The following is a 14,660-nucleotide window of genomic DNA, read 5'->3' on the forward strand; positions in this document are numbered from 1 at the left end:
CTCATGCAATCTACCGTTTTTATTGAAACTTGTTTAACACAAGTTCAGCTAAAAAGGAATGTTCTAATTCGCGTTTGTTTCGTTTCGATATCTAGTTTTCAAAGAACAAGCTCCATGCAAAAGCAAGCTGTTTGAGAGTTTGAGCTCTCAAAACTGAGCAACGAGTGAGTGTTTTGCAGCTAAGCTGCATATTTGAATGTTTCCGTTGCAGGAAACGATTCTCCATAGAAAGGAGGTGATCCAGCCGCACCTTCCGATACGGCTACCTTGTTACGACTTCACCCCAATCATCTATCCCACCTTCGGCGGCTGGCTCCTTGCGGTTACCCCACCGACTTCGGGTGTTATAAACTCTCGTGGTGTGACGGGCGGTGTGTACAAGACCCGGGAACGTATTCACCGCGGCATGCTGATCCGCGATTACTAGCAATTCCGACTTCATGCAGGCGAGTTGCAGCCTGCAATCCGAACTGAGACCGGCTTTGTTGGGATTGGCTCCATCTCGCGATTTCGCAGCCCGTTGTACCGGCCATTGTAGTACGTGTGTAGCCCAGGTCATAAGGGGCATGATGATTTGACGTCATCCCCACCTTCCTCCGGTTTGTCACCGGCAGTCTATCTAGAGTGCCCACCCGAAGTGCTGGCAACTAAATATAAGGGTTGCGCTCGTTGCGGGACTTAACCCAACATCTCACGACACGAGCTGACGACAACCATGCACCACCTGTCTCCTCTGTCCCGAAGGAAAGGTACATCTCTGTACCGGTCAGAGGGATGTCAAGACCTGGTAAGGTTCTTCGCGTTGCTTCGAATTAAACCACATACTCCACTGCTTGTGCGGGTCCCCGTCAATTCCTTTGAGTTTCAGTCTTGCGACCGTACTCCCCAGGCGGAGTGCTTAATGTGTTAACTTCGGCACCAAGGGTATCGAAACCCCTAACACCTAGCACTCATCGTTTACGGCGTGGACTACCAGGGTATCTAATCCTGTTTGCTCCCCACGCTTTCGCGCCTCAGCGTCAGTTACAGCCCAGAGAGTCGCCTTCGCCACTGGTGTTCCTCCACATATCTACGCATTTCACCGCTACACGTGGAATTCCACTCTCCTCTTCTGCACTCAAGTCACCCAGTTTCCAGTGCGATCCGGGGTTGAGCCCCGGGATTAAACACCAGACTTAAATGACCGCCTGCGCGCGCTTTACGCCCAATAATTCCGGACAACGCTTGCCCCCTACGTATTACCGCGGCTGCTGGCACGTAGTTAGCCGGGGCTTTCTTCTCAGGTACCGTCACCTTGAGAGCAGTTACTCTCTCAAGCGTTCTTCCCTGGCAACAGAGCTTTACGATCCGAAAACCTTCATCACTCACGCGGCATTGCTCCGTCAGGCTTTCGCCCATTGCGGAAGATTCCCTACTGCTGCCTCCCGTAGGAGTCTGGGCCGTGTCTCAGTCCCAGTGTGGCCGATCACCCTCTCAGGTCGGCTACGCATCGTCGCCTTGGTGAGCCGTTACCTCACCAACTAGCTAATGCGCCGCAGGCCCATCCCCAAGTGACAGATTGCTCCGTCTTTCCAGTTTCCTTCAGGCGAAGAAAACAATTATTCGGTATTAGCTACCGTTTCCGGTAGTTGTCCCAAACTTGAGGGCAGGTTGCCTACGTGTTACTCACCCGTCCGCCGCTAAGTATCAAGGAAGCAAGCTTCCTATCAACTCCGCTCGACTTGCATGTATTAGGCATGCCGCCAGCGTTCGTCCTGAGCCAGGATCAAACTCTCCAATAAAGTATTGAAAAGAGCGATAAGCTCATTTTGAATCTGACGAGATTAAAAATCTCATTTGTGCTCCAGCCGATTCAAGCCAAGGCTTGTCTCAAACTTTCGCGTTTCATTCTGCAAGCAGAATGTTTACTCACTCGTTGTTCAGTTTTCAAAGATCAAACTTATTTTGCTACCGAGCATTGTTCTCCTCAGCAACTTTTATATCATAACACTTCCGAACCAACTTAGCAAGCTCTTTTTTTTAAGTTTCTTTCGAAGCTTATTTGTTTTGCCTGCGGCACTTTGTTTCTCGTGTTTTTTTTGGCCGGAAATAGAATATATCATATACACAACACAATTACTACTTGTAAAATATCCCATCTGAAAACTTATTATATATTTGATTCAATCTCTTCATAATCTCTTTTTCCAATGGCAATATCCTCTTACTATATCCTATATACACTCACCGGTCTAATCTATCTCAATATAGGTTGTGAACAGACCCATTCAATATCATTACATTCGTTCTATAAAATAAGAAACATAATACCTCTACTCAATAACGCTGCTATCTGTTATGTGGATTTCGAATCTAATAACTGAACTCCATAAGCTGTGGGCTTATATAGATTGTGCTTTTCACTTTTTATACTATTAGTTTCTGAACCTGCCCATCACTATCGTGTCGTGATACTGTCCATCCGTGTGTCGCCGATCCTTTTTCAAAATACCTTCGATCTCGAAGCCAATCTTTTGGTATAACTCGATTGCCTTTTCATTGGATGCCAACACGTTCAACGTCATCTTCTCTACACCACTCTGGTCTGCCCATTCTATCGACTTCTCTAACAAGTTCTTGCCAATCCCATGCCCCCAGAACTCTCTGGCTACACACACGCCGAACTCAACTTTATGGCAAAAGCGCTTCAGCTCTGTACCTTCACATCGGGAGTATCCCACAATCTCCCCTGCCACTACAGCAACAAGGAATAGATTCCGTGACTTCTCAGTGTCTAAATTGATGATCCGCCTAAACCCGGCTGCGTCGATATACGCCTCTCCCTCTTCACGATCCATGTTCTCGGTTTCCCCATCGATTTGTACACGTAGTGAAGACAAGGCCTCAGCATCCTTTTCCTCTGCCGATCTAATGGAGTAAGATAAGCCTTTAATGTAATATTCCTGCTGATCGATCATCATAAGAACCATACCTCCTCTTCCACTTTATTTAATTACTGTACCTGTATCGTTCTACCCCACCTCAGACGGACTCTTGCCCGTAAGCATTTTGAACACCTGGCTAAAATACGTTGCATTACGGAACCCCGTCATCTCGCTCACCTCATATACCATGTAATGTCCCGACTGCAACAGTTCCAACGCCCTCTGAATCCGGTACCCGTTCAAATAACTCACGAAATTCTCACCGGTCACCCTTTTGAACAGTTGACTCAGATACTTCGGATGTACGAACAGCCCCTTGGCTATCGCTTCAAAACTAATCTCTTCGGCGTAATGAAGCTCTACATACTGTTTCACCTGCTCGATAAGTTTATTGCTTTTCTTCTCGCCCATTTCCTTACGTATCTGTTCCAGCCAGTCGCAGATAATACGATCCATCCAGTTTACCAGATCATGCAAAGCATATTTCGATTGAATTTCACGCAAAAAATCACTCATCGCCAGCGGCGGCGTTAACATAGGATGAAGTCGGTTCCAGCTATGCATCAACGTGTCAAACAGACTGACGGCCACAACCTGTACATCCTGTATCCCAACACATTTCCCCTCTTTCAGCAAAAGGCAAATATGATGCCATACCTCTTCCGCCAGGTCAGGTCGAATATCCGCCCAAGCCTCGTTCCATTGACGAAGCAATAATGAATAATCGGTCACACTTGGTTCTGTTTCCTCTGATATTTCATAGTGGTAGATACGACTTCCACCTTGAAACTCTGCTTTTTCCACCGCTTCCCTGCTCTCGAGATAGGAATCTATCACCTCACATGGGTGACTCTTGGATCTTCCGATTCCAGCACTCACTTCAATTTTCAGATACGTAAAGATCTGATCGATCATCCTCTCCACGAATGGCAGGCATTCTTCCAGATGATCTTTATCTCCTAATAGAAGCAACACAAATACCTGTTCCGAATAATCAACAATCTCTACCTGACCATTCATGCGCGCCGCTTGCTCCTTCACCGTCTCCTGAATAATATCGGCTGCCCCATAGCGGAGAAGCTGCCAATCCCGTTCTTTCATTCGTGTCAAAAATACGGGGCGATTCAGTTGCAGACTAATGGCGCGTGTCTGGGAGGACATATGAATGCCTATATAGTCCATGCGTTCTTTGGGCAGCTCGTCTGCCCGATATCGCGTAGTCAGCAGTTCGTGAAGAAATTGTTTGCGCAAATACGGAAGTACCCGTCCAACCTCCTGCTTGTACGTCTGCTCCAGCCGCTCATGCCGCTCTCGCACATCTTGTTCCAGTAGCACCTCCCGCAGCACAGACTCAATCTCCTCAACCTCTGCCGGCTTCAGCAAAAAGTGATTCACCCCCCAGCGCATGGCTGCCCGGGCGTTCTCGAATTCGTCATATCCACTAAGGATGATAATCGGCAGATGGGGATGATCACGCCGCAGCGCCTGTGTAATCTCAAGCCCCGTCATCCCCGGTAGATAGACGTCGGTCATGACGAGATCTGGATGCATGTGGTGGAACAACTCCAGCGCATCCAAGCCATTGGAAGCTGTACCTGCAATGCTTAGGCCCAGGGAAGGCCAATCGATATGATCTGTTAATGCCTTTACAATATGAGGATCGTCATCAACAAGCATAATGGTCTTCATCATTTTTCACCGTCCAGCCAAAGATTTAATTTCTCGTCGGTCTCAATACGCGGCAGCGTAATGGTCACTTCTACGCCACCTGACTCTCTATCGCTCAGTTGAACGCCATACCTCTTCCCACAATAAAGCTGGATGCGCTGATGTACATTCCGTACACCGATGCCACACGTCTCTTCGAGTCTCCACCCCTCCGGCAAACCCCGCCCATTATCCGTGATACGAATGACGATATCCTGATGCGGGCCAACCTCTTCGTGCATATGCACCTGAATTCGAAGTGTGCCTTCTTCAGGGTGCCCGTGCATAACGGCATTTTCGATAAAGGGCTGCAAAATGATCTTGGGAATGTAACAACCGCGAATATGCGGATCGATCTGCTCCTGATATTGAATGGAGAACGGCAGCCGCTCTGACTGGATGTTAACGTAGCAACGGGCATGTTCCAACTCATCACGAACCCGTATAAACAATCTCCCTCCACTCAGTCCGATCCGTAACAGCTTACTGAGTTGTACAATCATGCGACTGATATCCTTGGCTTCATAATCAAGTGCGCGCCAGTGGATCATGTCGAGGGTGTTGTATAGAAAATGGGGTTTGATCTGGGCCTCAAGCAAGCCCGTCTGGGCTTCACGCTTAGCCCGGCTCTCATCCTTCACCTGTTCCATCAGCATCGTGAGCTGTGAAGCCATGTGATTGAAGCCATAAGCCAAGTGGGCATATTCCTCCGTAAACGAAAGTTGGACCCTGGTATCGAAGTCCCCTTTCTCCAGTTGTCTCATTCGCTTGATCAATTGTCGCAAAGGCCGGATGATCTGCATTACAAACAGGTACGCCAGCACAGCAGAGCATAATAGTCCCAGCACGGCGATTCCGAGGATCTGCCAGCCCGCTTGTCTGAGCGGAGATAACAGTGTATATACCGGAATAGTCTGTACGAGGCGCCACTGAAGCATCGCTGGCCTGGAGTACAGCACCAATTGAGCACCTCCGGGTTGGCCCGAAACTACTTCGTACCCGTCTGCACCTGGTTGGACATGTTCCTGAATCCATGCACTATCTATAATAGAAGAAGATGAATTTACAGCTTCACCCGTTTCTTGAATTGTACTTGCTTCATTTCTTCTATCCACTCGTTCCTTCTCCCCTGCTGGATCAACTCTCCCCATCTGCATTACGACATTACCAGCCGTATCTACCAACAGGACTTTTCCATCAAGCACCATGGGTACATCAGCAAACCTGCGTACGATGTCCGCTCTACTCAATCGAATGAGCACATAGGCAACCGTTCCGCCACGACTGTCGAAAATCCGTTGGGCGTATCCGACCAGGGATTGGCCCGATTCGTTCTCACGCAGCGGAACCCAAGCAGCATCAGCCTTTTCCAGCGTAGCAAACCAAGAGTCATGTGCGATGGTGTCCACCGGAAATATGCGATCAGCCATAGTCACTGTCACTTCATTGAAGACATCCGTATACAGTTCTATGGAAGTGATGCCTTCACTCACGACCATGGTATGATCCAGGATTCGAGAGACCTCTCTCCGCTGGTGAATCTGTGCAAGCCTGCCCGTATCAGCCGTTTCGAGCAGAGTGGACAGTTCCCGATTGCTTGCCAAAGCATAGGCGGTTCCTGTTACCCCTGTGATGAAATCAAATCCCCGACGTGTGCTTTCGTTCAGAAGAGCCAGACGTGCTTTGCTAATCTCGGCAAATGTGACCGCAGAGAAAGACTGATATGCCAACCAGACAACAACCGAGACAAGCAACAGGTTAAACGCAATAAAGCAAGTCACCATCAACGTGGAGAGCTTGCTTTGTTGCAGCTTTTGATTAATGAATGAAGACCATCTTCCTTTCCCCATGGAAAAATCAACTCGTTTCGTCTTGGAATTACCCTTTGAGCCCAGAAGTCGCGATTCCTTCCACGAAGTACTTTTGACACACGATAAATACAATAAAACATGGCACCAGCGACAATACCGACATGGCAAACATCGGACCCCAATCGGATTGAGAGCTGGAATCAAGGAACAGACGCAGACCCAGCGGCACGGTGTATTTGCTCACGTCACTCAGGTAGATCAACTGACTGAAGAAGTCATCCCATGTCCACAAGAACGTAAAGATCATCGTGGTCACCAATGCTGGGAAAGCCAGTGGAATGATGATTTTGGTGTATATTTTCACAGGACCGCATCCATCGATGGTGGCTGCCTCATCCAACTCTTTAGGCAATCCCCGGAAGAACTGCACCATAAGAAAAATGAAGAATGCGTCAGTCGCCAGCCATTTTGGCACCACAAGCGGCAGATACGTATTCACCCACTCCAGGTGGTTGAAGAGAATATACTGCGGGATCAGCGTCACATGATGGGGCAGCATGATCGTCATAAGCATCAGGCCAAAGCAGATGGCTTTGAAACGAAAATTCAGTCGGGCGAAGGCATATGCCGCCATAGAGCAGGAGATGACATTGCCCAGCACGGCGCCAAGCGATAGGATGACAGAGTTGGTCAGAAAGCGGGAGAACGGATTGCCCTGAATTCCCGACCAGCCATTCATGTAATTTTGCCAGTTCCATTCCTGTGGCCAAAACCAGGTCTCTGTAAAGATCATATGTCCCGGTTTGAACGAGCTGCCCAGCATCCAGAGAATTGGATAGAGCATGACAAAGGCGATGCCTGAGATCAACACATGTTTGCTGACGACCCATGCTGTAGAGTTCCGTTGTCCAATCATGATTTCCCACCATCCTCATAGTGCACCCACAGCTTGCTGCTGCGGAATACGAGCAATGTAAATACGCCAATCAGGATGACCAGCACCCAGGCCATCGCAGAAGCATAGCCCATCTGAAAGAATGAGAATCCTTTTTTGTACAGATACAGCGAATACATTAAGGTTGAGTTCACTGGCCCTCCGCTACCATTACTGATTACAAAAGCCTGCGTGAACGATTGAAAGGACGTAATCAGTTGCATCACGAGATTGAAGAAGATAACGGGTGACAGAATCGGCAACGTTATATAGAAGAATCTCCGCAGAGGACCTGCACCATCTACCGCTGAGGCTTCATCATACTCGGGTGGAATCTGCTTCAGGCCTGCCAGGAAAATAATCATCGACGATCCGAACTGCCACACGGATAACAGGACGATGGAGTACAGAGCATATTTCGGATTCGCTACCCAATCGGGCGCTTTAATGCCTACCATGGCAAGAACACTATTGAGTAGCCCGTCCCCACCCAGCATTTTACGCCACAACATTGCAATCGCCACGCTACCTCCAAGCAATGTCGGGATGTAATACACTGTCCGATAAATACCTAGTCCTCGAATCCCTTTGTTGAGCAACATCGCTACAAGCAACGCGAAAATCAATTTGACCGGTACGGATACAGCGACATACGTGAAGGTGACTTTGAGCGACTGGGTGAACAGTTTATCCGATGTAAACATCGTTGTGTAGTTATCCAGACCGACCCAGGAAGGGGCGGCCAGGATACTGTAATCGGTGAACGAAATGTATAACGATACCAACATTGGACCCAGGGTTAGAAATAACAATCCGACAAGCCATGGGGCGAGAAACAGAAGTGCGGCTCCATTATGCGCATATCTCCGTTTGACCCGCCGGGTAGTTACACGCTCGATTCGGGCTTGACTGACCTGTGATGTCGTCATCTTCGCAACCTCCCCGCAGAATTAGAAGTCTGAGACAGTTTCAATTATTATTGACTCGATCCAAGCGTAGCCTTAGCTCCTTCAATAAACTGGGCAATGACATCTGGGGTATTGCCTTGACCGAAGGCGATCTGCTCGCTTGCGCTCTTGAAACTTGTGTCCACTTCAGCAAATCCTTGCGGATATGGCGGGTCAATCTCGCTGGAGTTCTTCGATACCGTATCGATAAATTGGAAAATGACTTGCTCCGCTTCCGGCAGCGTTGGCTGCATCTGCTCACGAATGCTTGAGTTAACCGGCACACCACGTTCAGAACCAAGAATAGCGGTTGCTTCTGGATCATTGACCATGAAATCAATGAACATGGCAACTTCCTTTGGATGTTTGGTTTTGCCATAACCGGAGAGGAACTGGCCTGGTTTCAGATATTCACCGATTTGCTTTTCACCTACACCATGTGGAAGCACTTGTATGCCAAGCTTATGATCCTGGTTTTTGTTCACCTGCTGGAATGTCAGCAATTGATTGGACCATGCAAAGTCCATGGCGGCTGTGCCCAGTGAGATCGGACGTGTCTCCAGCGCATTGGTTGTGGATGCCGTTATCTCCGCTGTGGTCACTCCACCATTCTCGCGTAGTGCGCTCCACATATCGAACCATTGCTGAAGCTCCTCGCTGGTAGCTGTCATTGTGCCACCATCAAACAATCCTTTCCCGGATTGCCGAATAAACACTTCAAACATGTTCGTTGTACCGGAAATGTCTGCTGATCCATAGAACCCCTCACCTTTGGCTGCGGCAATCTTGGTTGCCATATCCCCAAAATCCTTCCATGTCCAGCTCTCTTGTGGTTCTTCGATACCTAATTCCTGAAATACGGTGGCGTCATAGATGACACCTGGTGCGTTTACTCCGAGGGTAATCGCATATAATTTATCGTCAATCGAACCGGCTGTAATCATGCTCTGATCATGATCCTCTGTCCGCAGCTCTTTGCTCTCTGCAAACGGAGTCAAGTCAAGCAAGGCACCACGCCGGGCAAAGTCAGTCAAAAAGGCGTAATCCATCTGGATGATATCTGGTGCATTTGAACCGGCTACCTGTGTGGTCAACTTGTCAAAGTAACCGTCCCAACCGGAATATTCAGGTTTAATGGTGATTCCCGGATGTTTCTCTTCAAACAATTGGATCACTTTGGTCGTCAGATCATGTCTGGTCTGTGATCCCCACCAGGTCATGCGCAGTTCAATCTTGCCTGATGAATCTCCTTCACTTCCACTTGCTTCCCCAGAAGAAGAAGATGTATCGGTGGCCCCTCCAGAACAGGCTGTAGCGAACAATAACAGGGACAGACAGAACAGGGTTACCCACTTTTTTGTAATCATCATAAATGAATTTCCTCCCCTTCTTGCATTTATGGAATCGCTTACAAAACCTATTGTATCGGTCTATTACTGTACATGACATAAACAAAAGTAAGCTTTCCTGTCAAAAAAGTAAGGAGTTACAGGAATCAAAAACCACCAGGAATGATATTCCCGGCGGTGATGATCCCTTATCGGTATGATTACGGGTATACATGCATGATACGTTGAGAAGAAGATAGCGGGTTGATATCGAACGAAAGTATGAACATCAAATCACGGCATTTCTTTCTACGGGCTATTGAATTGTTCGAAAAGCTCGATGTTCAGCTATAAAAATGTGTTTCCTGCGAGTCTGTCAGGAATGTGAGACGGCAGGTGAAGACACCCTGTGCTCAGCCAGATGTTTCTTCATTTTTGCCACTTCGGTTCCTGCCAGCATCATAATGCCTATTCCGTGATTGTCATTGGTGACGGTACGCAAGTCCTGATCATAATACTCTGCCGTAAACGCATATCTCGAACCGCTGCACACACCATGCACATTCCCTTGACGATCGATTGCTTTGCAGATGAGTCCCTTCCAAGCCCGCTCGGCAGCTGTGACGTAAACTTCAGGGTCTTTGAACCAGCCAAAACGCACACCTCTAGCAAAACCATAGGCAAACATCGCCGTGCAGGAGGCTTCTTCATACGTCTGCGGAACATTCAACACCTGATGCCACAAGCCGCTTTCCCCTTGAAGCGCTGCGTACCCTTCACACAGCTCATTGAAGAAATCAATTAAGGCTGGGCGCTCGGGATGCTCTGCCGGCAAAGCTTCCAATACCTCCGTCAAGGAAAACAGTGTCCAGCCATTTCCCCGTCCCCATGGAATCTGCGTTGCCTGTCCGTATTTGAAATCATACACATGGGACATGATCTTGAACTCAGGCATAAACAGATACTTCCGATACAGTGAAAATTGTCTGGCGGCTTCATCCAATGCGGCCGAGTTGCCTGTCACCCGTGCATAACGAACGAGAAACGGCGTGCTCATGTAGAGATCATCTGCCCACATGGTATTCTCTGCATACTCCCCTACGCATGTGCGATAAAATGCCCCATCCTCCTGTCGTTCCAAACGGGAAAGCATGAAATCCGCAATCCGTTCAGCAATCGGAAGAAACGTTGGTTCATGGCACTCGGAGTACGCTTCCAGCATGGCTGAACCAAAAGAACCGCAGTTATCCAGCATTTTTAGCATGACCAATTGTTGATTGACTGCCGGGAAACCATACTGCTCCCGATCCCATAAAGAGTACTCATACATCTGGGTACATGCCTGCACATGCTCAGCCGCATAACGTGTAATGTCTGGTCTCTGCAAATAACGCCCAGTTCGTAATAGACCATATACAGTGACACCCAATGGATAATCCCAGCGACCATAATTAGTCACACTGCCCACTGTCCATTTGTTGCTTAACATGGCATTTTCATAATAGGGTCTGATCCAGGCATCCGGTCGATCCAAGCGCCAATATGTCTGTTCTAATCCTGTTTGGTACACTCGATCCGTTCGGGTCAGATCCTGCAAATCCGGTTCAACCCCCGATTCAAAAGGGCCGACATACAACCAAGACTCTCCAGTAGCACCGTGCACACGCTGAGGAAGTTCCAGTGAAAGTGGCTTACCCGAAACGGATGCGTTCAAATTAAAATGCCACGGTCCCGCCGTATCGTTGCATTCACTTCGGACAATCAGGTCACTCCGTCCAAAGGAGACTGGTATATCCACTTCGAACGAACCCGGCTCCTTCACTTGCGCCACAAGCTTGCCGCTAATCCAAATACTCAGAGAACCCGAAGATTGTCCTGACAATCGCACTGGACTCCCGGTTGAATCATTATTGTTCAAATGGGACCAGGCATAAGCATGCTTTCCAGGAAGATTTCCGTATATTCTTTCGAAAGCTGGCTTGGTTTTATCTTCATCAGACCAGTCTGTCTCAGGCAGCCAGTTCAAGCTATAGTCGGATTCTTTTCCAAGCAGGTCCAGTTGCTTACTCGCAGCCCGGTTCGGTTGGGAGAACACCCACCCCGCTTGCCCCTGTCTCTCCTGGAATGGAGCAAATACATTCAAAATGCGCACTTTTCCTTCATCTGACCCAAATTGGCAGCCAAATCCTGCAGGAGTGTTTTTCATTTCCAGCCAAATGGTGTTCCAACCAGGCTTGATATCGATGCTGAGCTTCACCATTGCGTCTGGACTAATCTCATCCATTACGGTAGAGCGATAGACCAACTGCTCATTGAAATAGAAACGAACAGGTCCATAACAGCGGACCAATACGTCCAGATTCCGGTCCTCGTCCCCCCATACCAGTGCAGCTGCGTAGGATATATGGTCTTTCGGTGCATCAGGAAAGCGTTTACCTAAATTCAGATCATAAAGCCCTTTTTCATTTTGCAAAATACCAGACTTCTGGAATACCCGATATACAAAATCAGCCTGCGCATTGGCTCCAATATACCTCTCGGCCAGTACTTTCAACACCTGATCCTGATCTTCTCCAAATCGGTAATACATGCTCTGTGGTTCACTGAAATAGGTCGTCATCGATGGCACACATCCTTCTCCCGTTGAAATAAAGTCTTATATCATAGCATTCATACCATCCACACTGGAGCACCAAACTAATATGCAGTAATAAAGTATAGCGCTTAACCTAGGTGGGTAATCCCCTTACCGGGAAATAGGTATGTCCCTTGGTTATCTTCTGAATAGCCGAATAATAATCCCAGTATAACTGACATGTTCGGTGGTGGCTACAGATTTTTGATTACGCTTACAAAAAAATCAGAAAATTTAGTTTTTCCTTCGTCAATTACAACCTTCATTGGAACATTAATTCAAAAAAACGGAAAATGTTACCGATATAGAGACTATATAAGTTGAACTAACATTTACACAGAAACGTAGAGGACAGAAAAAACCTGAAAAAGCGAAGCGTTCGCCTTTATCACCGGATTTTTTCCTTGAGAAAAGGGAATCAAAAAAATCTGGAGATAACAGCGATTGGAAGGTTATTCTGTCATCGGAGTGTACGTGTGAATATATCCTTAGTTCAACTTATATAGATTGAAAAATTCCACTTTTTGTATCGGGAAGGAAAGATGCACATTGAATACTCTTGAATCTCTGGTAAATGCTATGCCTTTTGTTAGCCAAATGTTCCGTGATGACATATCCATATCCATTAATGATCATGAGAAAGTATTGTATTTTTCCGAAGCAAAAAGTCTGGAGATTGGCGTGAAGGTTGGGGATGAGCTGCATGATGATTATAAACATTTCAAAATGCTGACTAACAGAGATTCCCGTACCGTGGCACGCATGCCTGGTGATCTCCAGGGCAGACCTTTTGATGCCATTCTAATCCCTATTAAAGAGAACGATCAGGTCGTGGGTATATTGGGTGTGAACTACGCACTGGATAGTCACATGACACTGGAAACGCTGATCCGTGAAAATGAAACAACCATTAATGCGCTCGTCGGCGGCATTCAGCAGATTGCTGCACATTCCGAGGAACTCTCCGCGACATCGGAAGAGATTCTGCGCAACTCCAAAAAAGCTTCAGAGAACTCGGTCAGTGTAAGTAAAGTAACAAACGTCATTCGTGAAGTATCGGAACAAACCAACCTGCTTGGACTCAACGCCATGATTGAGGCAGCTCGTGTTGGCGATCAGGGGGCCGGATTCGGTGTGGTTGCCAGTGAAGTACGTAAGCTGTCAGATCATACGAAGCAAGCAGCAGCTGATATCGAATCATCCCTAGGCAGCGTGCAAGATTCCATGAAACATATGGAGCAGGAGATCGGTCAGATTACAACCGCAACAGTGGATCAGGCCAAGCTTGTTACCGAGTTCATGGAAAGTATCGAACAGCTTAGCGAGACAAGCGCGAATCTGAAAAAGTTTGTACATCAGATGCTGGCGCTCGAGTAACAGTCCAGTTCCACAGCAGAAAGAAAGAATGATATGAAATGTACATAGACATAGAAAATGATTTAGAATGTGAAAAGCCTCCAGCAACTTCCCTTAACAGGAAGTCAGCGGAGGCTTTGTTTCGTATATGCGGTGATGTCACCTTTATGGTTTGTGGTCACAAGGCTGTTATATCTCTACAGCGACGCCAAAATGGTCAGACACGACCGGCCCGTTTTTACCGTTCAAGACCACGGTGGAAGATTTAGCCTGAATCGGACGATTGGAGAAAATATAGTCGATCCGCAGATCGCGTTTGTTATCTGCCCAGCCGGCAATGGCCTTGACCACGGTTGCTCCTTCATCCTTTTGCAATGCTGTGGTGTACAGGTCATTCCATCCTTTGCTCATCATATAATCGTAGCCTTCATCACGCACTTCCGCGACATTATTGAAATCACCCATTAGATATAACGGCTGGTCCATGTAGGGGGCAAGCTTGCTCTCCGTCAACTCCCACTGTCCCTTGAAAGGTTCCTGCGCATCATCCCACCAGTTATAGTGTCCGTTCACAAACCAGGTTACTTCACCTTGGACGACTGTCTGGATTCCCACAATTTTGCGTGTACGATAGTTGTTATAATCCCGCATGTGGGACACGTATTCCCCAAAAGCCTGCTTAATCGGCGTCCGGCTAAGGATCGCCAGTCCTTCATCGTATTTTTGAAACCCGACATGCGCGGGAATCCACGTCCAGTAATATTGCTCTGTCAGCTGCTGAAGCAGGACGTAGGCATAGTTGTCTTTTTTAATCACAGCGTCGGATTCAGTAGCATAATACATCTTCAGCTCTTCTTCAGAAAGCGCCGCTTCCTGCATGGATTGGTTGACCTCCTGCATGGAGATCACATCAAATTGATGTGTATTAATAAAATCAGCCAGTTGACTGATCTTGTTCAGTTGATCCTCTTCGGCCCAAGCGTGTGTGTTTAACGTAAGTATTTTCATATGCTCTCTC

9 protein-coding genes and 1 rRNA gene are annotated in these 14,660 nt (G+C 47.6%); 1 reads left to right on the plus strand and 9 read right to left on the minus strand.

Annotated elements, in window-relative coordinates:
* Positions 1 to 228: 228 nt before the first annotated feature.
* From QF041_RS19280 to QF041_RS19315, 8 genes are all read right to left on the minus strand, one after another.
* A 16S ribosomal RNA gene (locus tag QF041_RS19280) occupies positions 229 to 1,781 on the minus strand.
* 633 nt (positions 1,782 to 2,414) lie between these two features.
* Positions 2,415 to 2,960 carry a GNAT family N-acetyltransferase gene (locus tag QF041_RS19285; protein WP_307415348.1) on the minus strand — a complete coding sequence of 182 codons (546 nt, stop codon included), beginning with the start codon at positions 2,958 to 2,960 and terminating at the stop codon, positions 2,415 to 2,417.
* Positions 2,961 to 3,011: 51 nt separating this feature from the next.
* The gene (locus QF041_RS19290; protein WP_307415349.1) at positions 3,012 to 4,616 is read right to left on the minus strand and encodes a response regulator; all 1,605 of its coding nucleotides are present in this window, start codon (positions 4,614 to 4,616) and stop codon (positions 3,012 to 3,014) included.
* Positions 4,613 to 6,481 carry a cache domain-containing sensor histidine kinase gene (locus tag QF041_RS19295; protein ID WP_307415350.1) on the minus strand — a complete coding sequence of 623 codons (1,869 nt, stop codon included), beginning with the start codon at positions 6,479 to 6,481 and terminating at the stop codon, positions 4,613 to 4,615. Before QF041_RS19295 ends, QF041_RS19290 begins: the two co-directional genes overlap by 4 nt.
* A 28-nt stretch (positions 6,482 to 6,509) precedes the next feature.
* Positions 6,510 to 7,358: a carbohydrate ABC transporter permease gene (locus QF041_RS19300; protein WP_036616400.1), complete on the minus strand. Its 849-nt coding sequence runs from the start codon at positions 7,356 to 7,358 to the stop codon at positions 6,510 to 6,512.
* Positions 7,355 to 8,305: a carbohydrate ABC transporter permease gene (locus QF041_RS19305; RefSeq protein WP_036616398.1), complete on the minus strand. Its 951-nt coding sequence runs from the start codon at positions 8,303 to 8,305 to the stop codon at positions 7,355 to 7,357. Before QF041_RS19305 ends, QF041_RS19300 begins: the two co-directional genes overlap by 4 nt.
* 47 nt (positions 8,306 to 8,352) lie before the next feature.
* The gene (locus QF041_RS19310) at positions 8,353 to 9,693 is read right to left on the minus strand and encodes an ABC transporter substrate-binding protein (protein WP_307415351.1); all 1,341 of its coding nucleotides are present in this window, start codon (positions 9,691 to 9,693) and stop codon (positions 8,353 to 8,355) included.
* A gap of 334 nt (positions 9,694 to 10,027) precedes the next feature.
* Complete coding sequence (locus tag QF041_RS19315; protein ID WP_307417010.1) at positions 10,028 to 12,271, minus strand: glycoside hydrolase family 88/105 protein; 2,244 nt, start codon at positions 12,269 to 12,271, stop codon at positions 10,028 to 10,030.
* Positions 12,272 to 12,835: 564 nt separating this feature from the next.
* Here QF041_RS19315 and QF041_RS19320 point away from each other — a divergent pair.
* Positions 12,836 to 13,663 (plus strand): methyl-accepting chemotaxis protein, encoded by an 828-nt coding sequence (locus QF041_RS19320; protein WP_017691152.1) that lies wholly within the window; start codon positions 12,836 to 12,838, stop codon positions 13,661 to 13,663.
* A 168-nt stretch (positions 13,664 to 13,831) separates the two neighbouring features.
* Here QF041_RS19320 and QF041_RS19325 read toward each other — a convergent pair whose 3' ends face one another.
* The gene (locus QF041_RS19325) at positions 13,832 to 14,650 is read right to left on the minus strand and encodes an endonuclease/exonuclease/phosphatase family protein (RefSeq protein ID WP_307415352.1); all 819 of its coding nucleotides are present in this window, start codon (positions 14,648 to 14,650) and stop codon (positions 13,832 to 13,834) included.
* Between the last annotated feature and the right edge of the window lie 10 nt (positions 14,651 to 14,660).

Source organism: Paenibacillus sp. W2I17, assembly GCF_030815985.1.
Taxonomy (GTDB): Bacteria; Bacillota; Bacilli; order Paenibacillales; family Paenibacillaceae; genus Paenibacillus.

Bases quoted from the DNA above. Each gene is read 5' to 3' on its own strand.
- QF041_RS19285 (WP_307415348.1), bottom strand. From the start codon at position 2,960: ATGATGATCGATCAGCAGGAATATTACATTAAAGGCTTATCTTACTCC.
- QF041_RS19290 (WP_307415349.1), bottom strand. From the start codon at position 4,616: ATGATGAAGACCATTATGCTTGTTGATGACGATCCTCATATTGTAAAG.
- QF041_RS19295 (WP_307415350.1), bottom strand. From the start codon at position 6,481: ATGGGGAAAGGAAGATGGTCTTCATTCATTAATCAAAAGCTGCAACAA.
- QF041_RS19300 (WP_036616400.1), bottom strand. From the start codon at position 7,358: ATGATTGGACAACGGAACTCTACAGCATGGGTCGTCAGCAAACATGTG.
- QF041_RS19305 (WP_036616398.1), bottom strand. From the start codon at position 8,305: ATGACGACATCACAGGTCAGTCAAGCCCGAATCGAGCGTGTAACTACC.
- QF041_RS19310 (WP_307415351.1), bottom strand. From the start codon at position 9,693: ATGATGATTACAAAAAAGTGGGTAACCCTGTTCTGTCTGTCCCTGTTA.
- QF041_RS19315 (WP_307417010.1), bottom strand. From the start codon at position 12,271: ATGACGACCTATTTCAGTGAACCACAGAGCATGTATTACCGATTTGGA.
- QF041_RS19325 (WP_307415352.1), bottom strand. From the start codon at position 14,650: ATGAAAATACTTACGTTAAACACACACGCTTGGGCCGAAGAGGATCAA.